Consider the following 24,044-nt stretch of genomic DNA (forward strand, 5'->3'; position numbering starts at 1 on the left):
GAAAGAAACAGGCCCCGGATGCATCCATCCGGGGCCTTTGCAATGAAAGCCGACAGCGTTCCAGCCGGCCCTGCCGAGCCGCACCACGTCCCGGTCGCGCCGGACGGGACCCGCCGGCGGCCGCGATCAGATGGCGCCGTTGCGCTGCTGGATCATCATGAAGGTGTCGAACGTGTATTCGGAGAGCTGGGCCCAGAGATAAGCGTCGCGCTTGAAGGCCTGCTGGTTCTCGTAGATCTCCTTGAACTTCGGGTTCGAGGCGGAGATGTCCGCATAGATCTCCTTCGAGGCCTCGTAGGCGGCCTGGAGCACGTCCTGGCTGAACGAGCGCAGCTTGGCGCCTTCGTTCACCAGACGCCGGATCGCGGCCGGGTTCTTGTAGTCGTAGTCCGCCAGCATGTCGCAATTGGCGGCCTGGCAGGCGGCCGTCAGCAGCGACTGGTAGTTCTTCGGCAGCGCGTTCCACTTCTCCAGATTGATGAAGTTGTGAACCGTCGGCCCGCCTTCCCACCAGCCCGGATAATAGTAGAACGGCGCGACCTTCACGAAACCGAGCTTCTCGTCGTCATAGGGGCCGACAAATTCGGCGCCGTCGATGACGCCCCGTTCGAGGGCGGGATAGATATCGCCGCCGGCCAGCTGCTGCGGCACGACGCCCAGCTTCTCGACGACCCGGCCAGCCAGGCCCGCAATGCGGACCTTCTGGCCCTGAAGGTCGGCGAGCGAGTTGATCTCGTTGCGGTACCATCCGCCCATCTGCGCGCCGGTGTTTCCCGCCGGAAGGCCGTAGATCCCCTTCGTGGCGAAGAATTCGTTCATCAGCCGGTTGCCGTCGCCATGATAGAACCAGGCATTGGTCTGGCGCGCATTGAGCCCGAAGGGAATCGCGGTGCCGAGCGCGAACGTCTCGTCCTGGCCCCAATAATAGTAGGAGCAGGTGTGCGCCATCTCGACGGTGCCCTGCGTCACCGCATCGGCCGCCTGCAGGCCCGGAACGATCTCGCCGGCCGCGAAGACCTGGATCTCGAACTGGCCGTCGGACCCTTCGTTCACGTAGCGCGCGATCGTCTCCGCGCCGCCATAGATCGTATCGAGCGATTTGGGGAACGAGGAGGTGATGCGCCATTGAAGCTTGGGCTTCTCCTGCGCGATCGCGGGCGCCGCAAGGGCCGCCGCACCGATGGCGCCGGTCGTCGCGCCGGTCAAGAATTTCCGTCTGTCCATGTTCGATCCTCCCGGGAAGGCTTGGGTGTTGTTTCAGGATTCATGCCTATGGCCTTGCGAGCCGCGAGACAAGATCAGCCTTCGGTCACCTTTTGCCGTTGGTGCCGTCTCGACCGGAATTGCCTCGGGGGCGGATCGACCAGCGTACCGCTGTGCGCGATCCCGGCCAGCGTTCCGTCCTCGTCGAAGATCGGCCAGTTGTAGACGTCCCAATAATGTTCGGCCCAAGCCCCGTCGAGGTTGCGCACGTCGTAGCGCTGGCAGCGCCAGGACGTGGGTCTTGGATCGCGGAACATGGCGCGCAGTTCGCTTTCGAGCTTCCGGCGGCCCGCGAAACCATCGTTTTCGGCGCGGTCCGGAAACAGGTCGAAGAACGGGCGGCCGACCAGTGTCGAGACTTTCCGCACGCCACTCGCCTCGAACGCCTCGTTGACGGCGGCGATCCGGAAGTCGGGCAGAAGGAAGACGCAGGCGATCGGGAAGTTCATGAAGGCATTGAGCGTGAGCGGGCCGCCGGAATAGCGTTTCCCGTTCAGCCTCGACGAGACGATGGCCGCGGCCCGCGCATGTTCGAGGTCGAGGCGGCCCGCCCCGCGCACGGTCTCCCGGAACGGGATCTCCATCAGAAGCTGCCCCGCCTCGTCGGTGATCTCGAACGCGAAGCCGAGCGCATCGGTCCGCTGGCGCAGGAACTCGGCGACCATCTCCGGAATCTCCCGGCACGCGATCTGATAGGCCTCGTCGAGCGTCTCGAATTCCTGGCCGTCATCATCGCGGCGAACAAAGGTCGCCGACTTGCGGAGATGGAAGAACAGTCTCATTGGCAGTTGGGCTTACCTTTTCCTCGAACCGCCCGGACGCACGACCTCTCCGCCCGTCAGTCCATTCGATGGCAAAACATTACTCTTGGTCAGATCGTAGCGGCAATCGATAGCGAAATCGCCCGCAGCTTAAAAGACTTGGCCTGTTCTGGCACAGTTTTGTCCGCTACCGAACAAAGCGGCTCGGATTGAAAATCCGGGATGAAGGCCGATCTACCCTCGTGCCGCGGAGCCGTCCCGCAAACACCGATCCCAGCATGGAAGTCCGATGTCTCGCCCTCCCCTGATCGCCCTTCCGGCCGACGTCCGCACGTTCGAGAACTATTGCTGGCATGCCGCGCCCGACACCTATCTGAAGGCCCTGACCCGCGTTGCGGGCTCCATCCCGATCCTCGTTCCGGCCATGGCCGAGGAGATCGACGTGGAGGCGCTTCTTGCGCGCGTCGACGGCGTCATGCTGACAGGCTCGGTCTCGAACGTCCATCCGGACCGCTACGGCGCGCCGCCGAGCGTTGCGCACGAGCCGTTCGATCCCGACAGGGACCGGATGACAGAACGGCTGATCCGGACGACGATCGCGATGGGCGTTCCGCTTCTGGCCATCTGCCGGGGTCATCAGGAACTGAACGTCGCCTTCGGCGGAACGCTCGTTCCCGAGCTTCAGGAGGTCGAGGGCCGCATGGATCACCGGGCGATCAAGCATCACGAACAACGCGAACGCTTCGCGATCCGCCACGATGTGGCGATCGAACGCGGGGGGCTTCTGGCAAGCATTGTCGGCCCCGGTCCGATCCGGGTCAATTCCCTGCATCGCCAAGGTATCGATCGCCTCGGGGACGGGCTGACGGTGGAGGCCAGAGCGCCGGACGGCACGATCGAGGCGGTTTCGGTGACGACTGCGGCAAGCTTCGCGCTCGGCGTTCAGTGGCACCCGGAATATTGGGCCGAGACCGACGCCGCCTCGCGGGCGATCTTCGAGGCCTTCGCCGCCGCCTGCCGGGATCGGCCGCAGCTAAGCTAGAATCTCGACCCGAAGATCGGACCTGGTTTCCGCAAAGCCCGAGGCGTGAAGCCGAAGCGATAGCCGAAGCATCGTGCAGCTTCATGGACCCACGATGCGTCAGGCAAGCGAGGCGAGCCCCGCCAGGAGCATCGCTGTGCCCGATACGAAAATCAGCCGATTGAAGAGTTTTGCGGTGAGATCGAGCGCCGCGTCGATATCGGCGATTGCGGCACCGTGGCGCCCGCCCGCATTCAGGACGGGCGCATCGATCATGTCGCTGCCGTAGCGGCGCGGGCCACCCAGCGCCAGATCGAGGGCGAGCCCCATCGCGGTCTCCGGCCAACCGGCGTTCGGCGATCGGTGGAGCGCCGCGTCACGCTTCACCTTCGCCATCGCCGCCTTGCGCGTTGCCCTGCCCCCGAGCCTCGAGACCCGGATGAGGGCCCATGCGGTCAGTCGGGCCGGAACAAGGTTCAACAGGTCGTCGAGCCGCGCCGAGGCCCATCCGAAATCGCGGTAGCGCGCATCGAGATGGCCGACCATCGAATCGGCCGTGTTGATCGCCTTGTAGACGAGAAGGCCGGGAAGGCCGAGAACCAGGTACCAGAAGAACGGGGCGACGATGCCGTCGGAGGCGTTCTCCGCCAGGCTCTCGATCGCGGCGCGGACGATGCCCGCCTCGTCGAGCGCACTGACGTCGCGCCCGACGATCATCGCGACTTCGGCGCGGCCCGCCGCAAGCCCGCGCGCCGCCAGCGCCTCGCGCACGGCACGCACGTGATCGGTCAGACTCTTCTGTGCGAGAAAGACGGCGACCAGAGCGATTTCGAACAGGGCGCCGAAAAGACCGAACAGCGCGAAGATCGACGCAAGGCCGAGCCCTAGGAACAGGCCGCCGAGAACGAGAACCGCCGCCAGGATCACCCCGTTGCGCCGCCGCACGGAAGCGGCCGCGCGCCTGTCGTTGAGCTGCCCGTCGAGCGCTGAAATCACGGCGCCGATGGCGACGACGGGGTGGGGAATGCGGCGCCAGAGCCAGGGCGGGTCGCCGACCACACGGTCGAGGATCGTCGCGAACAGAAGAACCGCGAAATGTCCGGTCATCGCCAGTGTCCTGCCCTCATCCCTCCTGCGAAGGGCATGGCGTGCCGGATCGCCTCAAGCGCGCCCAAAGCGCTGAAGCCGGCCCGCTCGGGCAGCGTTGCCGGCTCGGCAAGCGCGACCGACGCTTCGAACGTGGTCGGTCGAGGACGCGCGTCGCGCGCCTTTCGTCAGGACGTTTCGGTGCGCACGATGACCGGGATCAGGAGATCGCCCCAGTTGCCGTTGCCCGCATGGTGGCGCGCCGAGCGCACGAGTTCCACCGAGACACCGGCTTCCACGGCTTTCATCACCGACTGGTTCAGGCGGTGAAGATCGTTGGCCAGCATGCGGATGGCGGCCTGCTGATCGTCGGCCATGGAGCTCGACTGCTCCTCGGCGCGTTCGCGGACGCGGGTGCGCGGACGGCCTTCGCCGGTCGTGTTGTTGTCGCTCATAGGTACACTCCCAAAAATCGGTTGGCCGTGTTTTGACCGTTTCCGACCCGCTTCGCAAGGCTTTCGGAGGGTGCCTCGGCCGGATCGGGCGGAAAAGCCCGCGGCATGCCGGCTGCTCGCTGCGCCGCGGCGAGCGGCCGGCGATTTTCCGCAGGCCCGCATGGCGGTCGCGCCCGCCGCCATGTTGCACGGCGACCACATGGGCCAACCTTCGGCATCGGCTTGAGTTCGTTGATCAAAGTTCCGCCCGAATGCATGCGCATTTGCAAATTCGCAACGCATTCAAGTCAGTTTGGGCCTGTTCTCGAAACACACCCGATGCCGGAAAGGATCACGCTCGTGTTCGCGTCATGGAAGCGCTTGATCACACGTCTCGAAGCCCTCCTTCGTCCGGGCTACCGCCCCGAGCGCTATTACATGCGCGGACCGGGCCCCGCCTGCGCCCGCCGCGGCCGAAACGGCCTCACCCTGTCCTGAAGGATCTTCTCTCCCCTTGCGAACGGGCCGGGCGATGCGGAAAGCTCCGCCCTCGAGGCAAGCGGGACGACCGGCGAACGGGGAGAGACGATCCATGGCCGACAACAAGATCTTTGCCGGCCCCCGCATCCGGCGCATGCGTCACGGGCTTTCCCTGACGCAGACCGCGATGGCCGAGGAACTCGGAATCTCGCCGTCCTACCTCAATCTGATCGAGCGCAACCAGCGGCCGCTGACCGCGCCCCTGGTGGCCCGGCTGCTCGACACCTACGATATCGATCTCGGCGATCTCGGCGGATCGGAAGACAAGACGCTGAGCGGGTTGAAGGCGCTGTTCTCCGATCCGCTCCTGACCGGCGAGATCGCCGATGACCGGGAACTGGCCGATCTCGTCGATGCCGCGCCCAACGCCGCCAAGGGCGTGCTGAAGCTCTACCGCGCCTACCGCGAACAACAGGGCCGGCTGACCGATCTGTCCACCCTGCTCGCGAAAAGCGGGCGCACCACCAGCGTCGCCGGCACCCGCCTGCCGATCGACGAGGTGCACGACATCTTCGAGGGCCGGCCGAACTTCTTCGCCCCCATCGACAGCGCGGCCGAAGCGTTCCACAAGGAGCTGTTCCCGGAATCGGGCAAGGATGCCAACGGCGTCCTGCGCACATGGCTGCGCGCCGAGCGCGAGGTCGCCGTGCAGACGCTTCCCGTCCAGACCATGCCGAACTACCGGCGCCGCTTCGACCGGCATTCGCGCCGGTTGTTCCTGTCCGAGCGCTTGTCCCATGCCGATCGCCTGCGCGAGATCGCGCTCCAGGCCTGCATGCTGAAATTCGGCGAAATCATCGACCGGGAATGGCGCACCTTCACCTTCACCACGGACGAGGCCGGCCGCCTCGCCCGGTTCGAATTGTTGCGCTACGCCGCCCACGCACTGCTGATGCCCTATGGCGCGTTCCAGCGGACGGCAGTCGCGGAAGCCTACGATCTCGACGTCCTGGCCGCGCGATTCCAGGTGTCGTTCGAGCAGGCCGCGAACCGGCTGACGACCCTCCAGCGCCAGGGCGCACCGGGCCTGCCGTTCTTCATGCTGGAGATCGACAATGCGGGCAACCATTTCCGCCGGGCCGGCGCACGCGGCTTTCCGGTGCAGCGGTTCGGCGGGGAATGTCCGAAACTGCCCGTCCACGCCGCCTTCGCCCAGCCCGGCCACATCATCGTGGAGGCGGCCGAGACGCCCGACGGGACGCAGTTCCTGCTGGTCGCCCGCACCCTGGAAGGGCTGCAGACCGGTTTCGAGGAGCGCCCGCGCCGGACCGCGATCCTGATCGGCTGCGATATCGGCTTCAAGGACGAGACGGTCTATGGTCGCCAGCTCAGAACCGACAGGCGCGAGCCCGGCAGGACCGGATTCACGAAGATCGGCACGGCGTGCCGCCTGTGCGAGCGCCAGGCCTGCCTTGCCCGCGCCGAGCCGCCGCTCACCCGGCCCTCGGGGTTCGACGAGATGGTGACCGGGCTCTCCGCGTTCGACTTTCAGTGACATGGCGCGGGTCGAGGCCTTGAACGGCGAGGCGCCGTGCTTACCCCTATGACGGAAAGATTGTATCAGAATCGTCAGGGGCTTTGCCTCCGCCAGGACGGCGTGGCGAATGATGCCGAACGAGACGAGAGCATGCGAGAGTATGAGTGAACCGATGAGCAAGACCAGCGCCACGCAGAAGACGAAGACGGAAGGTCTCGAAGACACGATGAGCGGCGGCGGCTTCGTCGCGCGGACCGTCCAGTCCCTCGTCGACAAGGCCGAGCGGCTGAACCTCAAACATTCCGCGGTCGGCAATCCGCCGGTCTTTGCGACCGACGACTTTCCCTGGGCGCGCAAGGTGGAGGCCGAGTGGCAGCTGATCCGCGCCGAACTCGACACGCTTCTGGTGCGCAAGGGCGATCTGCCCGCCTTCCACGAGATCTCCTCGGAGGTGCGCTCGATCTCGTCCGACAGCAACTGGAAGACGTTCTTTCTCTGCGGCTACGGCATCAGGTCGGAGGAGGCGATCCGGCAGTGCCCCGAAACCTGGCGCATTCTCCAGAACATTCCCGGCCTCAAATCCGCGATGTTCTCGATCTTCGAGCCGGGCAAGCACCTGCCGCCCCATCGCGGACCCTATAATGGCGTCCTGCGGTTCCATCTCGGCCTGATGGTGCCCGACCAGCCCGACAAGGTCGGCATCCGCATCGACGACCAGACCTGCCACTGGCAGGAAGGCAAGGCGCTGATCTTCGACGACGCCTACGAGCACGAGGCCTGGAACCACTCGGACGCGGTGCGCGTGGTGCTGTTCGTCGATTTCGAAAAGCCGCTGAACCAGCCCGCCAAGGCCGTCAACAAGGCGGTGCTCAACCTTGCCATGTTCACGCCCTTCATCCGAGAAGGCTACAAGGCCCACAAGAAGTGGGAGACGATGTTCTACGGCGAAGGCACCAAGCACCGGTAAACGGGTGCGGGCGCTCACAGCGGGTTGGACGGGACGGGGTGGGCCCGGCGGCGACGCATCAGCCGCCGGTCAGCATCTCCAGTTCCAGCCATTCGTCCTCGATCGTCGCCAGCCTCGACCTGTCCGCCTCGACCGATGCGGCAAGCCTTGCGAAGCGCTCCGGATCCTTGGCGAAGAGCTGCGGGTCGGACATTTCCGCCTCGGCCCTGGCGATCTGCTTTTCGAGCTTCGCCATCTCCTTCGGCAGGTTCTCGAGCGCGAACTTCTGCTTGAAGGAGAGCTTGCCGGATGCCGCCGTGGATTTCACCGGGGCTTCGCCGGCGGATCCGCCCGAGCCGCCCGCCGCGCCCCTGGCGCCGGATGATGGCTTGCCCTGCCTCGCATTCGCCTTCTCGGCCTTGGCCGCATCCCGCTTCTGGGCCAGCATGTCGGAATAGCCGCCGGCATATTCCAGCCACTGGCCGCCGCCGGCCGGGCTGACCGTCGCGGTCACCGTGCGATCGAGAAAATCGCGATCATGGCTGACGAGGAGGACGGTGCCCGGATAGTTCGCGACGAGCTCTTCCAGAAGATCCAGCGTCTCCATGTCGAGATCGTTGGTCGGCTCGTCGAGCACCAGGAGATTGGCGGGGGTCGCGAGCGTCTTGGCCAGAAGCAGGCGCGCGCGCTCGCCGCCCGACAGGTTGCCGACCGGTGTGCGCATCTGCTCGGGCTTGAACAGGAAGTCCTTGAGATAGCCCGCCACATGGCGCGGCGCGCCATTGACCATCACCTGGTCGCCGCGCCCGCCGGTGAGCGCGTCCGTCACGGTCTCGTCGTCCTTGAGCGCGGCGCGCTTCTGGTCGAGGAAGGCGAGGTCCAGATTGGTGCCGAGCTTGATCCTGCCGGAATCGGGCTTGATCTCGCCGATCAGCATCTTCAGCAGGGTCGTCTTGCCCGCGCCGTTCGGGCCGACGAGGCCGAGCCGGTCGCCCCGCGCGATCCGCGTCGAGAATTGCGAGACGAGGGTCCGCCCGTCATAGGCCTTCGAAACGTCCACCACTTCGATGACCAGCTTGCCGCTCTCGCGGGTTTCGCCGGCCGACATCACCGCCTTGCCATCGGCACGGCGGGACTCCTTGCGGTCGCGCCGCAACTGGTGCAGGCCCTCGAGCCGGCGCTGGTTGCGCGTGCGCCGCGCGGTCACGCCGTAGCGCAGCCAGTGCTCCTCGCGCACGATCTTGCGATCGAGCTTCTGAAGGTCGCGCTCCTCCTCCTCCAGAAGCTTGTCGCGCCAAGCCTCGAAGCTGGCAAAGCCCTCGTCGAGGCGCTTGGCCGCCCCGCGATCGAGCCAGACGGTCGCATCCGTCACGGTTTCGAGAAAGCGCCGGTCATGGCTGATCGTGACGATCGCGCTCTTGATGCCGCCGAGCTCGCCTTCCAGCCACTCGATGGTGGGCAGGTCCAGATGGTTGGTCGGCTCGTCGAGGAGGATGACGTCGGGTTCGGGCGCAAGCGTCCTGGCGAGCGCGGCGCGCCGGGCCTCGCCGCCGGACAGGTTGACCGGCTGCATATCCTCGGTCAGCCCCAGCGCCATCAGGCACATGTCCACCCGGTAAGGATCGTCGGCGGGGCCGAGCCCCGAGCGGACATAATCGCCCACATTCTCGAAGTCGCCGAAGTCGGGCTCCTGCGGCAGATAGCGCAGCGTCGTTCCCGGTTTCAGGAAGACCTCTCCGCCATCGGGCTCGATCTGGCCGGCGGCGATCTTGAGCAGGGTGGATTTGCCGGACCCGTTGCGGCCGACCAGGGCGATGCGATCGCCGGGCAGGACGTTGAGTTCGCAATCGGTCAGGAGCGGTGTCCCGCCGAAGGTGAGACGGACGCCGGAAAGGCGCAGAAGCGGAGGAAGAGCCATGGCGCCCATGTAGCGGCTGGACGCCGGCCGCGAAAGAGGATCGGACGGTTTCGCGATGGAATAAAACCCGCAATGGGCCGGTTCCGGTCGCCAGGGGCCACAGGAACCGGGCGTCGCCCGGCGCCGCACCCGTTCGGCCGACCCGAAGGCCGTGACCCGCGCCGGACAACGTTGCCCGGTCGCCGAAACGCCGCCGTCAGGCCGCGTGCTGCGGCTCCAGCGTCGTGGTCCACAGCTCGTTGTCGTCCCGGTCCATCAGCCGCACCGTCAGTGCCTCGCTGTCCCCGTCGATCTCGACGAGGCCGAAGAACTGGAGGCCTTCGGACGGCGGCAGGTTCACCCGGCCATCCTCCGGCGCCTTGACGAAGCGCACCTGCGGCCCGAACGTCGCGTCGAGATCGTTGGGCCCGAACGTGCCGGAATGGATCGGCCCCGAAACGAACTCCCGAAAGGGTTCGAAGTCCTGGAACGCGGCCCGGTCCGGCGAATAATGATGGGCGGCGGTGTAGTGCACGTCGGCGGTCAGCCAGACGGTGTTCAGAACGCCTTCCGCCTTGATGAAGCGCAGGATCTCGGCAATCTCCAGTTCGCGGCCCTTCGGCGAACCCGCATCGCCATTGGCGATCGCCTCGACGAACCGTTCGTCGCCCTGATTGTCCCAGACCTGGAGGCCGATCGGCATATCGGACGCGATCACCTTCCAGGTCGCCGTCGAGCGCGTCAGCGCGGTCTTCAGCCATGCGATCTGGCGGTCGCCGAGAATGCGGGTTTCGTCCGACCGCGTCTCCTGCAGCCCGACCGAATTGCCGGAGCGATAGGATCTGAGATCGAGGAAGAAGATGTCGACGAGCGGTCCGTAATGGATCGTCCGGTAGACCCGGCCCGGCTCTTCCGGCTGGTAACGGATCGGCGTCATCTCATGAAAGGCCTGCCCCGCCCGCGAGGCGAGCAGCATGACGTCCTTGACCCGGTAGCGGTCGTCGCCGGTGAGGTCCTTGGAGGAGGACCAGTTGTTGACGACCTCGTGGTCGTCCCACTGGAAGAAGGTCGGAACGAACGCGTTCAGCGCCTTCAGGTTCTCGTCCAGAAGATTGTACTTCCACTGGCCCCGGTACTCGTCGAGCGTCTCGGCCACCTTCGACTTTTCCGGCGTCACGATGTTCTTCCACGTCCCGCCATCCTCGAGGTCGACGCGTTCCTCGATGGGACCGTCGGCATAGATCGTGTCGCCGGAATGAATGAAGAAATCGAGGTCGTGATTGTTCATGGAGGCATAGGTCTTCATGCCGCCGCGGCTCTCGTCGATCCCCCAGCCCTGCCCGGCCGTATCGCCGGACCAGGCGAAGCGCACGGTCCGCCTTTCGGTCGGCGCAGTGCGGAAATGGCCCGTGATCCAGTCCGACCGGGCGTTGCCGTCGGTGAGATCCGTCGCCCGCGAACGCCAGAAGATCTCCTGATCGGACGGCAGGCCGGTGAGAAGGCGCTTGACCGCCAGATCCCTGTTCGGCGTCGCGTCGAGCCCGTGCAGCCGTGTCGGCTCCTTGAAGCTTTCCGTCGTCGCCCATTCGAATTCGAGGCGTGCGGGGCGGTCGGCCCGGACCCAGACCATGCCGGACGAGGCATCGACGTCGCCCGACTGAACGCCATGGGTGAAGCGCGGGCGGCTTTGCGCACGGCTGAGCGCCGGCATGAACAGTGACGATGCGGCAACGAGTCCGGTCGCGGCACTCGATTTCAGAAAGCTGCGGCGGTCGAAACGGGATCGGACGAACATCGAGGGCTCCTGGAGGGGACGGCGGGGCTTCCTCCCAACTGTGCACGTCGGCGATGGCGGGCTGATTGCAGATCGACAAAATTCTCATGACTTCCGGACCGGCCGATCGCCGGGCGAGGCGGTCGGGACATGGCCGCCTTGCGCTTCGCACGTCACGGGCGCAGACTTTCCGCGACGGACAGGACAGGCGTTTGGGAGAACGCCGCAATCGTCGATCTTGGGCCGGCGACGGCCGCCATCAGGGAGGAGCATCATGAGCGAAACGCTCGATCGACCGCAGACGACACCGAAGAGCCCGGCCCGGGACGCGGCCGAACGCTGGTTCTCCGAATTCGAGAACGCGCTCGCCGCAGGCGATGCCGAGGCGGCATCCGCAATGTTTTCCGCAACCAGCTTCTGGCGCGACCTCGTCGCCTTCACCTGGAACATCAAGACCGTGGAAGATCCGGCGGGCGTCAGGGACATGCTGTCCGAGACCCTCGACCGCGTCCGGCCGAAGAACTTCGCCCTCGCCGGCGAACCGACGCAGGATGGCGGCGTCGTCACCGCCTGGTTCACCTTCGAGACCGCGGTTGCGCGCGGCGAAGGCCTGCTGCGCCTGAAGGACGCGAAGGCCTGGACCTTCTTGACCGCGATGACCGAACTGAAGGGCCATGAGGAGCCCTTGCGCCAACACCGCCCGATGGGGGCCGAGCACGGCGCCGATCCGGAGCGCAGGAGCTGGATGGAAAAGCGCGCGGAAGAGACGAGAACCCTCGGCTATTCGGTCCAGCCGCATACGTTGATCATCGGCGGCGGACAGGGCGGCATCGCGCTGGGTGCACGGCTGCGCCAGCTCGGCGTTCCGGCGATCATCCTGGAGCGGCGCGAGAACGCCGGCGATTCATGGCGCCATCGCTACAAGTCGCTCTGCCTGCACGATCCGGTCTGGTACGACCACCTTCCCTACCTCAAGTTCCCGGAGAACTGGCCCGTCTTCGCGCCGAAGGACAAGATCGGCGACTGGCTCGAGATGTACACCAAGGTGATGGAGCTCAATTACTGGACGAAGTCGGAGGCGACGAGCGCCCGTTACGACGAGGCGGCCGGCCACTGGGTCGTCGAGGTGACGCGCGACGGCGAACGGCTCACCCTCAACCCGAAGGAACTCGTCTTCGCCACGGGCATGAGCGGCAAGATGAACAAGCCGGACTTTCCCGGCTCGGATATCTTCCGGGGCGAAATCCAGCATTCCAGCGAACATCCGGGCGCCGAGGGCTATGCCGGCAGGAAGGTCGTGGTGATCGGCTCGAACAATTCGGCCCACGACATTTGCGCAGCCCTTTGGGAAGAAGGCGCGGACGTGACCATGGTCCAGCGCTCGTCGACCCACATCATCAAGTCCGACAGCCTGATGGAGCACGGGCTCGGTGATCTCTACTCCGAACGCGCGCTCGATGCGGGGATCGATACCCACACCGCCGACATGATCTTCGCATCCCTGCCCTACCGGATCATGCACGAGTTCCAGAAGCCGATCTACGACAAGGTGAAGGAGCTGGACGCGGATTTCTACGCGGGATTGGAGAAGGCCGGCTTCGACCTCGACTGGGGGGCCGACGGCTCGGGCCTGTTCATGAAATATCTGCGCCGCGGCTCGGGCTACTACATCGATGTCGGCGCCTCGCAGCTGATCATTGACGGCAGGGTGAAGCTCGTCTCCGGCAGGATGACGGACTATACCGAAACCGGCGTGCGGCTTCAGGACGGCACCGAGCTCGAAGCCGACCTCGTCGTGCTCGCCACCGGATATGGCTCGATGAACGGCTGGATCGCCGATCTCGTCGACGAGACGACGGCGAAAAAGGTCGGCAAGGTCTGGGGGCTCGGCTCCGACACTCCGAAGGATCCGGGTCCGTGGGAGGGCGAACAGCGCAACATGTGGAAGCCGACGCAGATCGAGCACCTCTGGTGCCATGGCGGCAACCTCCATCAGTCGCGCCACTATTCGCTTTATCTCGCCCTCCAGCTCAAGGCACGCCAGGTCGGCATTCCGACGCCGGTCTACGGCCGGCAGGACGTCCATCACGAAGGCATCTGATCGCCGCAGCGCTGCCGCCTGTTCTCGTCTGCCGGCAGGGCGGATCGGGCACGTCCGAACGACGATGCCGGTCCCGCCCTGCCGCGACGAACGGGCACGGATAGCGGCGAGGCTCGATCGCAAGGGCCGGCGCCGGCTCCGCAAGGCCGATGGGCCTCACGCCGCCGTCCGATCCGCCAGTTTACGCAAACGTGATTTGGGCCACCGGATCGCCCGCGGGCCTGCGACGTTTTGCTACCAATCACCGACGACTGGCCAGAAGGACGAGACGGGATGGCCAAAGCCGATGATCGTTCATCGATCTTGAAAGGATCACGACCATGATGGGTTGGGCCATTACTTTTCTCGTTATCGCGTTGATCGCCGCCGTTCTCGGCTTCGGCGGCATTGCCGGCACTGCCGTGGGCATTGCGAAAATCATTGCCGTCATCGCGATCATCCTGTTCGTCGCCTCGCTGATCTTCGGTCGCCGCGGGCGCTCGCTCTAACCGGCACCACGAACGCGCCTGGAGAGCGGGCGCTCGCCGCCGCTCCTTGGCGGCAAAGCCTTTCAGCCGGGGCGGATCGCAAGGTCCGCCCCGGTCTTCGTTCGCGGCATGGCCGTCACGGGACCGGGCCCGTGATCGGCCGGCGGCGTGTACCCTCCCTACCGCCGGGCACGACGCCCCATTCGCGTTCGCATCGAGCCGTCCGGACGCCTTGACTTCCGCGCCACGAGCCTGTTGGCCTCTAGCGGGGAACGAAGGAGTGCGTAGATGGGGGATATGCCGGACCGGGACGCGGCGGTGGGCCGACAGGAGCTGGTCGCGCTGCTTCGACAGGTCGCGACCGGTGACAAGGCCGCGCTCAAGCATGTCTACGACAGAACCCAGGCGAAGCTATTCGGCGTGGCCCTGCGTATCTTGAACGACCGGCGGGAAGCCGAGGACGTCCTGCAAGACGTCTATCTTTCCGTCTGGATGAAGGCTGCCGATTTCGATCCCGAACGCGCAAGTCCCATCACCTGGCTTGCGACGATCGCGCGGAACCGCTCGATCGACCGGGTTCGCCAGATCGGGCGCCGTGACGAGAAGGACATCGACACCGCCCTCGAGATCGCCGACGCATCGCCCGACGCCTTCGAACAGGTGAGTGCCGAGGACGAACGCCAGCGTCTCGCCGCCTGCATCGAGGAACTCGACGGGCGAACGGGAGAGGCGATTCGTACTGCCTTCTTCGGTGGGGTCACCTACCAGGAACTGGCGGACAAGGCCGAGGTCCCCCTCGGAACCATGAAGAGTGTCATCAGGCGCGGCCTGATCAAGTTGAAAGGATGTCTCTCCCGATGAGCGACCTTCACGATCAGCCGGACGGAACACCGGACCTGGCCGCCGAATATGCCGTGGGCGTCCTCGGCGGCGCGGATCGGCGCATGGCCGAACGCCGGATGCGCGAGGATGCCGCCTTCGCCGCCGATGTCCACTGGTGGGAGAACCGTTTCGCGCCCCTGTTTCGCGAGATCAGGAGCGTCAACGCGCCCGCCATCGTCTGGGACCGGATCAGCGAGGACATCGACCGGATCGCGCGCGTCGGCGCGGCCTATCGCAACCATGTCCAGTCGCCGAAAGCCGCGCGCAAGGCCACGAAGGGTCTCGGTGGCGTCTCGCCCATCTGGCGCACGCTGGCCGGCGCCAGCACGCTCCTTGCCGTCGCCTCCCTCGCGGCCCTCGCCACCCTCGTGCCGGCGACCGGCCTGAAGACCCTCGGAACGCCGGGCGAGACGACGCTGACGGCCCGCCTTGCCTCCAGCACCGGCGAGACCTTCTTCACCGTCGTCGTCGACCTGCAGAGCCAGACCGCGACGCTGATCCCGGTCGCGGGCGTTGCCGACCAGTCCCGCGTTCCCGAACTCTGGCTGATCGAGGAGACGGCCCCGGCCCCGCGCTCGCTCGGCCTGATCGAAGCCGAACAGCCGCTGAAGCTGCGGCTCCGGGACCTTGGCGCCGACGCGTCCGACGCGACCCTTGCCGTCTCGCTCGAGCCCGAAGGCGGATCGCCGACCGGCGCGCCGACCGGCCCCGTCGTCGCCACGGGGGCGCTCGACCGGATCTGACAGCCGGCGCCGGAAGCACGCAATGCTGAACGCAGGCTTAATCCCAGACGCCGCGAAAAGGCATAGGCGCATCCCGCTGGGCGGCGTTGTGAGCTGCGGTGGCCGGGGCCATATTGCATTGCAGCAGAAGACAAACCGCAAGCAGGAATTCACCTCATGTCCAGAACCCCGCGCACCGCAAGCTATCGCAGCGTCGCCATGAAGCTGAGAAACGGCCAGAGCGATTTCGGGACCAACCCGTTCAAGCCGTCGCGCTTCCCGACCATGCATTCGCTGTTCGGCCGCAACTGAGACTGCGGGCCGAGGCCGACGTTCAGATCGAGCCGGCCTCGACCATGTAATTGTTGGCGGTGCACATGGCGGCATCGTCCGATGCCAGGAACAGCACCATCCGCGCCAGGTAGACCGGATCGATCAGGTCCGGCAGGCACTGGTTGGCACGATGCTTCTCGAGCGCCTCTTCGGTGGCCCAGAGCTCTTTCTGGCGCGGCGTCATCACCCATCCCGGCACGACCGTGTTGACCCTTATGCGATAGGGTCCGAGATCGCGCGCGAAGGAACGGGTCATGCCGTGCACGGCCGCCTTCGAAGTCGTGTAGACCGGCATGCCGCCGGATTTTTCCCACCAGGAATTCGAACCCATATTGATGATCGAGCCCTTGCCGGCCTCCATCATCTTCGGCGCGACCGCCTGGGTGGCGAAGAACATGTGCCGGATATTCGTCGCGATGCGTTCGTCGTAATAGGCGGGCGTCACGTCCCGCCAGTCGTGGCGGTCGTCGCGGGCGGCATTGTTGACGAGAACGCCGGGCGTGCCGATCGTCGCAAACAGGCGTTCCATGGCCGGCCTGATCGTGTCAACCTCGCGCAGATCGCAGAATTCGAACCGGACCGTCGCGCCCGTCCCCGACAATTCTTGCGCCAGCGCCTCGCCGCCCTCCCGGTCGAAATCGAGAAAGCCGACCTTCGCGCCCTGCGCGGCGAACGCCCGCACGATGTCGGCGCCGATGCCCGACGCCCCGCCGGTCACGATCACGCCGGTGCCGTCGAGGCTCGGATAGAAGGCAAATCTCATGGCGCGTCCTCGCTTGAAGAATGGGCCGGTCGAACCACACCGTCCGATCCGTCGCGAAGAATCTTAGAGCATCGGCCCGACGATCGGAATCGATTTTCGGATAGCGCGATGCGGGAAACCTGAGACGGCTGGAGCATTTTCCCGCGGCTGGATAGACGCTGGGGAATGCTCCAGCGGCAAGGGCCCGGCCGGCCACCGATCGACCTCTTCCGCAAAGACCGTCGCGCGACGAAAAACCCCCGGCCCTTTCGTGAGGGGTCGGGGGTCTGGTCGTCACATTCCGAAGATGCTTTCGAGGAGCGAGGGGTTGCGCACCCGGCGCTCGACGGTGACGCCGGGCGGTGGCGGCGTGTTGAAGACCCGTGCGGCCCCATCGGCCGCGCGCTGTTCGCCGCCGACATTCTCCGGCGGGATCTGGCCGGCGGGCGCATAATACTGGTCCGAAGCCCCGGCCATTTCCGGATCGTAGAATCCGCCGTCGGACCCGTCGGCGATCTGCGGCGCCTGCGGTCCGCCGATCTCGTAGCCGCCCGGAAGCGGTGTCGGGGGCAGGCCCTCGTGGGCGGCGGTCATGAAGGCGTGCCAGGCTTCGGCCGGAAGCGATCCGCCCGTCACCTTCTGCATCCTGGCGCCATTGTCGTTGCCGAGCCAGACGCCGGTCGTCAGGTTCGCGGTGTAGCCGATGAACCAGGCATCCTTGTAGTCGTTCGTGGTGCCGGTCTTGCCGGCCGCCTCCCAGCCGTCGAGGACCGCCCTGCGACCGGTTCCCGCGCTGACGACGCGCGCCAGCATGGCGTTCATCATGGCGACCGTGTCCGGATCGACGATCACCGGCGGCACTTCGGCGCCGCGTTCCCACAGCACCTTTCCGGTCTCGGACGTGACGCGGTTCACCAGATGGGGTTTTGCCTCGTAGCCGCCGTTGGAATAGGGCGTGAACGCATCGGTGAGTTCCAGAAGGGAGACCTCGGACGTGCCGAGCGCGATCGCGGCATTGTCGCCGATCTGCGACTTGATGCCCATGCGGTTCGCCGTCTCGATGACCGAGGCGGGCCCGACCGCGTCGATGAGCTGGGCGGCGATGGTGTTCAGGGAGTTCTGCAACGCCACGGCGATCGTGACCGGACCGCGATAGCGATTGTCGTAGTTCTGGGGCGTCCAGTTGCCGATCTGCACCGGCGCGTCGTTCAGCACCGTCTCGGGCCGCCATCCCTGTTCCATCGCCGTCTGGTAGACGAAGGGCTTGAAGGCGGAGCCGGGCTGGCGTCGCGCCTGGAAGGCGCGGTTGTACTGGCTCTTGGAATAGTCGACGCCCCCGACGAGCGCGCGGATCGCGCCGGTTCCGTCGATCGCCACCAATGCGCCCTGGCTGACATTCTGCTTGGCACCGTAGACCGTCGCCTTGATGACCTTCTCGGCTTCCTTCTCGAGATCGAGATCGATGGTCGTTTCGACGATGACGTCTTCCTTCACATCGCCGATAAGGTCCTTCAGATCCTCCATCACGACGTCGGCGGCATAGTTCTCCGCGCCCGTCCAGAAGCTCTTCGCCTTGGTCGGCTCCTCCGCCTTGGCCGCCTTGAATTCGGCTTCGTCGATGAAGCCTTCCTCACGCATCGCCGCGAGCACGATGTCGGCGCGCTGCTTGGCCGCCTCCGGATCGCGGGCGGGCGACAGCCGCGAGGGAGCCTTCAGGAGCCCGGCCAGAAGCGCCGCCTCATGCAGGTCCACATCGGCCGCGCTCTTGTTGAAATAGCGTCGGGACGCGGCTTCCACGCCGGTCGATCCGGATCCGAAATAGACCCGGTTCAGATACATTTCCATGATCTGGTTCTTGGTGAACTTCTGCTCCAGCCACAGGGACAGGATCGCTTCCTGGATCTTGCGCTGGAGCGACTGTTCGGGACTGAGAAAGATGTTCTTGGCGAGCTGCTGGGTCAGCGTCGAACCGCCCTGCACGGTGGCGCCGGCCTGATAGTTCTCGAATGCCGCACGGGCGATACCGATCGGATCGACGCCGAAATGATCGTAGAAGCGGCGATCCTCGATCGCCATCACGGCTTGCGGAATGAACGGGCTCACCTCGTCGAGGGAGACCTCGCGTCCGCCGGTCAGGCCCCGGTTCGCCATCATGCGGCCGTCGACCGCCACGATCTTCACGTTCGGCGGCCGGTCCGGGATCTCCCAGGCCTCCGAGGGCAGCTGCACGGCGAAATAGCCCAGAAGCACGGCGATACCGAGCGCGCCCCAGATGGCGAGCGTGAAACCCGTCCGGAACAGATGGCCGATGAAGCCACGCTTGCGCCGGCGCGACCCGCCGCCGCCATCGCCGCCGCCGCCGGACCCCGCGCTTCGGCGTCCGGCTTTCGCCTTGCGCGGGCCGAAGAAGGAGCGGCGCTGCTTCGGTTCGGCATTCGCCGTCTTGCGGGCGCGGTCGTTTGCGGCCGACGGCACCGCGCGATCGTCCGCGGTCACGCGGAAATCGTCGTCGCCCGTTGCATCGAGTTTCCCACCGAAACTGGGCTCGATCCGTTCTTGCCGTCTGGCTGCCATCGCTATGGCCCCCGCTTGTCTCACCGTTGTCGCGACCGGTTTGTAACCGCCAGGCAATGCCTGGACATGGAGACATGCCCCGTCCTGACGCGCCCCCTTGCCTGCCTCTCGCGGCGGACAAGACCGGGCTCGCTCCGACGCCCCCATGGCGGGCGACGTCCTTTCCAGACTTTAAATACGGCGATTTAACGGGACCTGAACCAATTGTGGCGCAGCGATGCTGCGGCGCAACGCGAAGGTGGACGCCGTCGCGCCCTCGCACCGGCTGGAACCGGGCGCGGGCGCGATCGTCCGGCGCGGACCGGCAGCTCGTCGCGCTAGAGGTCGTCGATCACCACGATGTGCAGGGATTTGGGGCCGTGCGCGCCTAGAAGCAGCGTCTGCTCGATATCGGCCGAGCGGGAGGGACCGGTGATGGTGTTGATGGTGCGCGCCATCCCCTCGCCCCATGTCCGGCGGATCGCGGCGAACGCATCCTCCATGCTTCCCTCGATGGTGGAGGCGTCGATCACCACGATATGGTTTTCCGGCAGGAAGTTGAGGCTCGTCGGATTGGCCTGCCCGGACACCAGCACCAGGGTTCCGGTCTCGGCGATGCCGGCCTCGGCATGGGAAAGCGAGTTCAGCTCCTCGCCGTCGCTCGGCCCCCTCGAGACCTCGATCGCCGTCGGCGTGAAATCGGCCCGCGCGAGGCGCGCATCGCTGCCGAGCCGGATCGTCGCCGGCAGGTTGCGTTCGCGCAGATAGCGCGCGACCTCGGCCGGCAGGCCTTCGATCGAGGGAAGAAGGGCGACGGTCGCGACCGCCGCTTCCGCCATGGCGACGAAGAGCGCCACCCGTTCGGCCGGCGGCAATTGCCCGCGCTCGGGAATGATCCCGCGCGGCCTGGAGGCGAGACGCTCGGCAACGCTTGCCTTGCGGGCAGCATCCTCCCCGCTCGCGCCATTGGCCCGGCGGATCCGGTCGAGGATCGCGGTTTTCGTCGACAGGCTCATCGTGACGTCTCCGGCTTCGCATGCACCCGCGGCCGGCCGTTCGCCTGCCTGTAGGCCTGCATGAAGGTCCGGCCCTCGGGAGCGGGCAGATCGCGATATTCGGTCCAGCCGCCGGCGAGCGGCAGCGACGAGAACCGTCCCTTGCGGCCGGCCAAGAGTTTCAGCGCCGGCATGGCGACGGAGGCGGCGAGGCGGTAGAGCGCCGGCCGGCGCGCGAGAAAGGCCCAGATCCCGAGCCCGAAGCGCGCGCCCTTGGGCTGGAGGTGCTTCTCGAACTCCTTCTCGCGCCAGTGGCGCATCATCTTCGGCAGCGGGATCTTCATCGGGCACACTTCCTCGCAGCGCCCGCAGAAGGTCGAGGCGTTCGGCAGGGCCTTGCCGTCCTCCACGCCGATGAGGGCGGGGGTCAGCACCGCGCCCATGGGACCGGGATAGACCCAGCCATAGGAGTGGCCGCCGACCGCGTGATAGACCGGGCAATGGTTCATGCAGGCGCCGCAGCGGATGCAGCGCAGCATGTCCTCGAACTCCGTGCCGAGCATGTTGGTGCGGCCATTGTCGAGAAGAACCACGTGATACTCCTCCGGTCCGTCCGGATCGCTCGGGCGCTTCGGACCGGTGGAAAACGTGGTGTAGACCGTCGCTTCCTGGCCGGTGGCCGAGCGGGCGAGGACGCGCAGGACCTGCGCGGCATCGTTGAGGGTCGGCACCATCTTCTCGATCGAGGCGAAGACCACGTGGCACTTGCCCAGGAGCTGGGTGAGATCGCCATTGCCCTCGTTGGTCACGATGACCGAACTGCCGGTCTCGGCGATCAGGAAATTCGCGCCCGTCACCCCGATATCGGCTTCGGCATAGCGCTTGCGCAGCACGCCGCGGGCCTCGGCGAGCAGGAGCTCCGGCGCGGTGAGGTCGCGGCCGACATCCAGATGGGTGTGGACGCGTCTGAAATCGGTCTCGATCTGATCGCGATTGGTGTGGATCGCCGGTGCGATGATGTGGCTCGGATGTTCGCCGCGCAACTGGATAATGTATTCGCCGAGATCCGTCTCGACCGGCGTGATGCCGTTGGCCTCGAGGAACGCGTTGAGCCCGATCTCCTCGGAGATCATCGTCTTGCCCTTGGTCACCGTCTTCGCCTTGCGGCGCCTGGCGATCTCGAGAAAGATCCGGCGCGCATGCTCGGCGTCCTCGGCGAAATGCACATGGCCGCCGCTCGCCTCGACCTTTTCGACATAGGCCTCGATGTAGAGGTCGAGATGCTTCAGCGTGTGCTGCTTGATCGCAACGGCCGAATCGCGCAGCGCATCGAACTCCGGCAGCTTGTCCACCACCGTCTGCCGCTTGCCGATGAAGCCCTTTTCCACATTGCCGAGCGCGCGCTGGAGGTCCTTGTCGGCCAGCGCGTGGACGGTGTTCGAACGGAAGTTCTGGGACGTGATCTGCATCAAATTCGCCTTATGCGGGCAGGAAGTCGCGGTCGCGAAGCCGGTCTAGAGCATCGGCGCGGGGATCAGAATCGATTTCCGGAAAGCCCGATGCGGAAAATCAAAGACATAACTGAAAGATCGGGTATCTGAACAGGCCCATGATGCTCCGGGGTACAGGGGAAGTGCTCCGGGAAGGTCGAGAGACGAAGCCCGGTTTCCCTTGCCGCGTTCCGCCGGACCGTCCGGCAGGCCGGGCCGATCCCGGCCGACGGGTGCGCGCAGCCGCGATCCGGCAGCCGAAACCTTCATGTCGGCCGCGTCCGGCTCATCTTGCGCCGCCGATCGGCGGCTTGTCGGTCATGCCGGCCAGCACCTCGGCGACATGGCGCACGGCGACGTTCGCGTCGAGGCGCTTCAGCTTGCCGTCCATGTTCATCAGGCAGCCGAGATCGCCGGCCAGCAGGGTGGCGGCGCCGGAGGCCTGGATGCGGCTTGCCTTCTTCGTGACCATCGCGTTGGAAATGTTCGGATATTTCACGCAGAACGTGCCGCCGAAACCGCAGCAGACATTGGCGTCCGCAAGCTCCGTGAGGGTCAGTCCCTCGACGCTTCGCAGAAGCCTGCGGGGCTGGTCGTGGACGCCGAGCTCGCGAAGGCCCGCGCAGGCATCGTGATAGGTCACGCTGCCCTCATGTCTCGCATCGACCGTTTCGACGCCCAGCACGTCAGTGAGGAAGCTGACCAGCTCGAACATGCGCTCGGACAGCTTTTCGGCACGCGGTCCCCAGGTCGGATCGCCCGCGAACAGTTCGCGATAATGCGTCTTGATCATCGAGGCGCAGGACCCCGACGGCGCGACGACATAGTCGTAGCCTTCGAACGTCTCGATGACGCCGCGTGCGATCGCCTTGGTGTCGTTCCGGTCGCCGGAATTGTAGGCCGGCTGGCCGCAGCAGGTCTGGCCTTCGGGAACGCTCACCGTGCAGCCCGCATCTTCCAGGAGCTTGATCGCGGCAAAGCCGACGCTCGGGCGAAACAGATCGACGAGACACGTCACGAACAGCCCGACATGGGGGGTGCCGCCGGGGTGCGCGTGCGAATTGGCAGGTGTTGCGGTCACGATTGGCCCTGTCTGAATGAGGATGGTCCCGATTACGACCGAACGGCATGCAAGACGCCGATCGGGTGGAGAATGTGGCCCGTTCATCGAAAAAGCGCAAACGCGATAGACTCGACGGCCGATTTCGACGTAACGCCATGCACGACGAGAACGCGAGAAACGCCATGACCGATAGAACGCTGCGGCAAATGGGCCGGGATCGCTTCCCGACGGATCCGAGGCGCGCGACCGTCCTCGGCGAGATCCATGCAAGGCCGTTCCCGCTCATCACCCTGCCTCGCGCGGTCATCACCATTGCCTTCATGACGCAGGATGGCGGCCTGAAGGATCGCGCCACCCTCGGCGAACTGTCGCGGCGCCAGGGCGTGCCGCCCCCTTCGGCCGACGCGCGCACCCATTCGCTGGTATTCGGGCGCGGACGCCTGCGCTGGGAGAGCCACACGGAATTCTCGACCTATACCTGGGACGGGCCGACGCCCGAGCGGTTCGGCAACCAGGTGGAAGGCCATCCGTTCGGCGCCGAGTTCACGCCGCCCGGCCCGATGATCGCGGGCGTCCACCTGGAGATCCGTCCAAAGGACGAGGACACCGAGAAGGGTCTGGCGATCTTCGACAAGACCAGCCTGTGCTATTCGGAAATGGAAGGCGGGCTTGCATTCGCCGCCACCGATTTCCGCCAGGATTCCGACGGTCTCACCCGCATGCTGATCCTGTCCAACGGCCTGACCCAGGCCCGCGCCGGCGCGCTCGCCATGCGGCTCGTGGATCTGGAGGTCTACCGCACCCTCGCGCTTCTGGGGCTTCCGCTCGCCCAGGACATCGCGCCGACGGTCCAGGGCCTCGAGGAGCATCTCGTCCACATCACCAACGAGATGAAGGGCGGGGCCGAGGAAAGCCGGGAGCTTCTGCAGGAACTGACCCTCGCCGCGGCCGAGGTGGAGGCCGCCGCCGCGCGCGTGCTTTATCGGTTCGGCGCGAGCCGGGCCTATGACGACATCGTGCGCGAGCGTCTGTCGGCGGTCGGCGAACAGCCGGTGCCCGGATCGGAAAGCTGGAACGCGTTCCTGCAGCGCCGCATGGCGCCCGCCATGCGCACGTGCCTGTCCATCGATCGACGGCTCGCGGTCCTGTCGGAAAAGCTCAGCCGCGCGGCCGATCTCCTTCGCACGCGGATCGATGTCGAGCTCGAACACCAGAACCGCGATCTCCTGACCTCGATGGACAAGCGCGCGCGCCTTCAGCTCAGGCTTCAGCAGACGGTCGAGGGGCTCTCCGTCGCGGCCATCGCCTATTACGTCGTCGGCCTGTTCGGCTACGTCGCCAAGGCGGTCGAGGCGGAAGGCTTTCCCGTCTCTGCGACCATCCTGACCGCGGCCTTCGTGCCGATCGCGCTGGTCGGCGTGTGGTCGGTCGTGCATCGCATCCGAACCTCGCACCGCGATTAGAGTGCGACGCGGCCAAGTCCGGCCGCTGAATGGC

21 protein-coding genes are annotated in these 24,044 nt (G+C 66.1%); 10 read left to right on the top strand and 11 right to left on the bottom strand.

The window, feature by feature from the left end; translation table 11 throughout:
- Positions 1–126: 126 nt before the first annotated feature.
- Together U0C82_RS05300 and U0C82_RS05305 are read right to left on the bottom strand one after the other, a co-directional pair.
- Entirely contained in the window at positions 127–1,224 is a 1,098-nt protein-coding gene (locus U0C82_RS05300) for a TRAP transporter substrate-binding protein (protein WP_322186047.1), read from the bottom strand.
- A gap of 74 nt (positions 1,225–1,298) precedes the next feature.
- Entirely contained in the window at positions 1,299–2,045 is a 747-nt protein-coding gene (locus tag U0C82_RS05305; RefSeq protein ID WP_322186048.1) for a DUF6894 family protein, read from the bottom strand.
- Between the two features lie 268 nt (positions 2,046–2,313).
- Here U0C82_RS05305 and U0C82_RS05310 point away from each other — a divergent pair, with 268 nt between their 5' ends.
- On the top strand, positions 2,314–3,066 hold the full coding sequence (locus U0C82_RS05310) for a gamma-glutamyl-gamma-aminobutyrate hydrolase family protein (RefSeq protein ID WP_322186049.1): 753 nt from the start codon (positions 2,314–2,316) through the stop codon (positions 3,064–3,066).
- 99 nt (positions 3,067–3,165) lie between these two features.
- On the opposite strand, the gene cbiB is transcribed toward U0C82_RS05310, so the two are convergent.
- Entirely contained in the window at positions 3,166–4,152 is a 987-nt protein-coding gene (gene cbiB / locus U0C82_RS05315) for an adenosylcobinamide-phosphate synthase CbiB (protein ID WP_322186050.1), read from the bottom strand.
- A gap of 167 nt (positions 4,153–4,319) precedes the next feature.
- A complete protein-coding gene (locus tag U0C82_RS05320; protein WP_322186051.1) occupies positions 4,320–4,586 on the bottom strand; it encodes an SMc00767 family acetate metabolism repressor in 267 nt (88 codons plus the stop codon).
- Between the two features lie 339 nt (positions 4,587–4,925).
- On the opposite strand from U0C82_RS05320, the gene U0C82_RS05325 reads away from it, so the two are divergent.
- The 3 genes from U0C82_RS05325 to U0C82_RS05335 all read left to right on the top strand — a co-directional run bounded on the left by U0C82_RS05325 (position 4,926) and on the right by U0C82_RS05335 (position 7,549).
- The gene (locus U0C82_RS05325; protein WP_322186898.1) at positions 4,926–5,063 is read left to right on the top strand and encodes a hypothetical protein; all 138 of its coding nucleotides are present in this window, start codon (positions 4,926–4,928) and stop codon (positions 5,061–5,063) included.
- A gap of 94 nt (positions 5,064–5,157) precedes the next feature.
- Positions 5,158–6,600 (top strand): helix-turn-helix domain-containing protein, encoded by a 1,443-nt coding sequence (locus U0C82_RS05330; RefSeq protein WP_322186052.1) that lies wholly within the window; start codon positions 5,158–5,160, stop codon positions 6,598–6,600.
- 154 nt (positions 6,601–6,754) lie between these two features.
- The gene (locus tag U0C82_RS05335; protein ID WP_322186053.1) at positions 6,755–7,549 is read left to right on the top strand and encodes an aspartyl/asparaginyl beta-hydroxylase domain-containing protein; all 795 of its coding nucleotides are present in this window, start codon (positions 6,755–6,757) and stop codon (positions 7,547–7,549) included.
- 58 nt (positions 7,550–7,607) lie between these two features.
- On the opposite strand, the gene U0C82_RS05340 is transcribed toward U0C82_RS05335, so the two are convergent.
- The gene (locus tag U0C82_RS05340) at positions 7,608–9,446 is read right to left on the bottom strand and encodes an ABC-F family ATP-binding cassette domain-containing protein (RefSeq protein ID WP_322186055.1); all 1,839 of its coding nucleotides are present in this window, start codon (positions 9,444–9,446) and stop codon (positions 7,608–7,610) included.
- Between the two features lie 196 nt (positions 9,447–9,642).
- Positions 9,643–11,220: an alkaline phosphatase D family protein gene (locus tag U0C82_RS05345; RefSeq protein ID WP_322186056.1), complete on the bottom strand. Its 1,578-nt coding sequence runs from the start codon at positions 11,218–11,220 to the stop codon at positions 9,643–9,645.
- Between the two features lie 253 nt (positions 11,221–11,473).
- Between U0C82_RS05345 and U0C82_RS05350 the strand changes: the two genes are divergently transcribed.
- The 5 genes from U0C82_RS05350 to U0C82_RS05370 all read left to right on the top strand — a co-directional run bounded on the left by U0C82_RS05350 (position 11,474) and on the right by U0C82_RS05370 (position 15,683).
- The gene (locus U0C82_RS05350) at positions 11,474–13,300 is read left to right on the top strand and encodes a flavin-containing monooxygenase (protein WP_322186057.1); all 1,827 of its coding nucleotides are present in this window, start codon (positions 11,474–11,476) and stop codon (positions 13,298–13,300) included.
- A 320-nt stretch (positions 13,301–13,620) separates the two neighbouring features.
- Positions 13,621–13,788, top strand: a complete 168-nt coding sequence (locus U0C82_RS05355) for a DUF1328 domain-containing protein (RefSeq protein WP_322186058.1) — start codon at positions 13,621–13,623, stop codon at positions 13,786–13,788.
- Between the two features lie 267 nt (positions 13,789–14,055).
- The gene (locus tag U0C82_RS05360) at positions 14,056–14,628 is read left to right on the top strand and encodes a sigma-70 family RNA polymerase sigma factor (RefSeq protein WP_322186059.1); all 573 of its coding nucleotides are present in this window, start codon (positions 14,056–14,058) and stop codon (positions 14,626–14,628) included.
- Entirely contained in the window at positions 14,625–15,392 is a 768-nt protein-coding gene (locus U0C82_RS05365; RefSeq protein WP_322186060.1) for an anti-sigma factor, read from the top strand. The genes U0C82_RS05360 and U0C82_RS05365 overlap by 4 nt, the downstream gene beginning before the upstream one ends.
- Before the next feature lie 156 nt (positions 15,393–15,548).
- On the top strand, positions 15,549–15,683 hold the full coding sequence (locus U0C82_RS05370; protein ID WP_322186062.1) for a hypothetical protein: 135 nt from the start codon (positions 15,549–15,551) through the stop codon (positions 15,681–15,683).
- 22 nt (positions 15,684–15,705) lie between these two features.
- Here the strand turns inward: U0C82_RS05370 and U0C82_RS05375 are convergent, their stop codons facing one another.
- From U0C82_RS05375 to U0C82_RS05395, 5 genes are all read right to left on the bottom strand, one after another.
- Positions 15,706–16,467: an SDR family NAD(P)-dependent oxidoreductase gene (locus tag U0C82_RS05375; RefSeq protein WP_322186063.1), complete on the bottom strand. Its 762-nt coding sequence runs from the start codon at positions 16,465–16,467 to the stop codon at positions 15,706–15,708.
- 273 nt (positions 16,468–16,740) lie between these two features.
- Positions 16,741–19,020 (bottom strand): transglycosylase domain-containing protein, encoded by a 2,280-nt coding sequence (locus U0C82_RS05380; RefSeq protein WP_322186065.1) that lies wholly within the window; start codon positions 19,018–19,020, stop codon positions 16,741–16,743.
- Between the two features lie 317 nt (positions 19,021–19,337).
- Positions 19,338–20,015 carry a LutC/YkgG family protein gene (locus tag U0C82_RS05385; RefSeq protein WP_322186066.1) on the bottom strand — a complete coding sequence of 226 codons (678 nt, stop codon included), beginning with the start codon at positions 20,013–20,015 and terminating at the stop codon, positions 19,338–19,340.
- Positions 20,012–21,463 (bottom strand): LutB/LldF family L-lactate oxidation iron-sulfur protein, encoded by a 1,452-nt coding sequence (locus U0C82_RS05390; RefSeq protein ID WP_322186067.1) that lies wholly within the window; start codon positions 21,461–21,463, stop codon positions 20,012–20,014. Before U0C82_RS05390 ends, U0C82_RS05385 begins: the two co-directional genes overlap by 4 nt.
- Before the next feature lie 307 nt (positions 21,464–21,770).
- The gene (locus tag U0C82_RS05395) at positions 21,771–22,565 is read right to left on the bottom strand and encodes a (Fe-S)-binding protein (RefSeq protein ID WP_322186068.1); all 795 of its coding nucleotides are present in this window, start codon (positions 22,563–22,565) and stop codon (positions 21,771–21,773) included.
- 164 nt (positions 22,566–22,729) lie between these two features.
- Here U0C82_RS05395 and U0C82_RS05400 point away from each other — a divergent pair, with 164 nt between their 5' ends.
- Positions 22,730–24,010, top strand: coding sequence for a DUF3422 family protein (locus U0C82_RS05400; RefSeq protein ID WP_322186070.1), 1,281 nt, complete (start codon positions 22,730–22,732; stop codon positions 24,008–24,010).
- The last annotated feature ends 34 nt before the right edge of the window (positions 24,011–24,044 follow it).

It is taken from the genome of Fulvimarina uroteuthidis, from assembly GCF_034321785.1.
In the GTDB taxonomy this organism is placed as follows: Bacteria; Pseudomonadota; Alphaproteobacteria; order Rhizobiales; family Rhizobiaceae; genus Fulvimarina; species Fulvimarina uroteuthidis.

What these genes read in the sequence shown, in the direction of transcription:
- U0C82_RS05360 (WP_322186059.1), top strand. Translation starts at nt 14,056, where the DNA reads ATGGGGGATATGCCGGACCGGGACGCGGCGGTGGGCCGACAGGAGCTG.
- U0C82_RS05365 (WP_322186060.1), top strand. Translation starts at nt 14,625, where the DNA reads ATGAGCGACCTTCACGATCAGCCGGACGGAACACCGGACCTGGCCGCC.
- U0C82_RS05390 (WP_322186067.1), bottom strand. Translation starts at nt 21,463, where the DNA reads ATGCAGATCACGTCCCAGAACTTCCGTTCGAACACCGTCCACGCGCTG.
- U0C82_RS05400 (WP_322186070.1), top strand. Translation starts at nt 22,730, where the DNA reads ATGACCGATAGAACGCTGCGGCAAATGGGCCGGGATCGCTTCCCGACG.
- U0C82_RS05345 (WP_322186056.1), bottom strand. Translation starts at nt 11,220, where the DNA reads ATGTTCGTCCGATCCCGTTTCGACCGCCGCAGCTTTCTGAAATCGAGT.
- U0C82_RS05310 (WP_322186049.1), top strand. Translation starts at nt 2,314, where the DNA reads ATGTCTCGCCCTCCCCTGATCGCCCTTCCGGCCGACGTCCGCACGTTC.
- U0C82_RS05385 (WP_322186066.1), bottom strand. Translation starts at nt 20,015, where the DNA reads ATGAGCCTGTCGACGAAAACCGCGATCCTCGACCGGATCCGCCGGGCC.
- U0C82_RS05300 (WP_322186047.1), bottom strand. Translation starts at nt 1,224, where the DNA reads ATGGACAGACGGAAATTCTTGACCGGCGCGACGACCGGCGCCATCGGT.
- U0C82_RS05350 (WP_322186057.1), top strand. Translation starts at nt 11,474, where the DNA reads ATGAGCGAAACGCTCGATCGACCGCAGACGACACCGAAGAGCCCGGCC.
- U0C82_RS05335 (WP_322186053.1), top strand. Translation starts at nt 6,755, where the DNA reads ATGAGCAAGACCAGCGCCACGCAGAAGACGAAGACGGAAGGTCTCGAA.
- U0C82_RS05320 (WP_322186051.1), bottom strand. Translation starts at nt 4,586, where the DNA reads ATGAGCGACAACAACACGACCGGCGAAGGCCGTCCGCGCACCCGCGTC.
- U0C82_RS05375 (WP_322186063.1), bottom strand. Translation starts at nt 16,467, where the DNA reads ATGAGATTTGCCTTCTATCCGAGCCTCGACGGCACCGGCGTGATCGTG.
- U0C82_RS05330 (WP_322186052.1), top strand. Translation starts at nt 5,158, where the DNA reads ATGGCCGACAACAAGATCTTTGCCGGCCCCCGCATCCGGCGCATGCGT.
- U0C82_RS05305 (WP_322186048.1), bottom strand. Translation starts at nt 2,045, where the DNA reads ATGAGACTGTTCTTCCATCTCCGCAAGTCGGCGACCTTTGTTCGCCGC.
- U0C82_RS05380 (WP_322186065.1), bottom strand. Translation starts at nt 19,020, where the DNA reads ATGGCAGCCAGACGGCAAGAACGGATCGAGCCCAGTTTCGGTGGGAAA.
- U0C82_RS05355 (WP_322186058.1), top strand. Translation starts at nt 13,621, where the DNA reads ATGATGGGTTGGGCCATTACTTTTCTCGTTATCGCGTTGATCGCCGCC.
- U0C82_RS05340 (WP_322186055.1), bottom strand. Translation starts at nt 9,446, where the DNA reads ATGGCTCTTCCTCCGCTTCTGCGCCTTTCCGGCGTCCGTCTCACCTTC.
- U0C82_RS05370 (WP_322186062.1), top strand. Translation starts at nt 15,549, where the DNA reads ATGTCCAGAACCCCGCGCACCGCAAGCTATCGCAGCGTCGCCATGAAG.
- cbiB (WP_322186050.1), bottom strand. Translation starts at nt 4,152, where the DNA reads ATGACCGGACATTTCGCGGTTCTTCTGTTCGCGACGATCCTCGACCGT.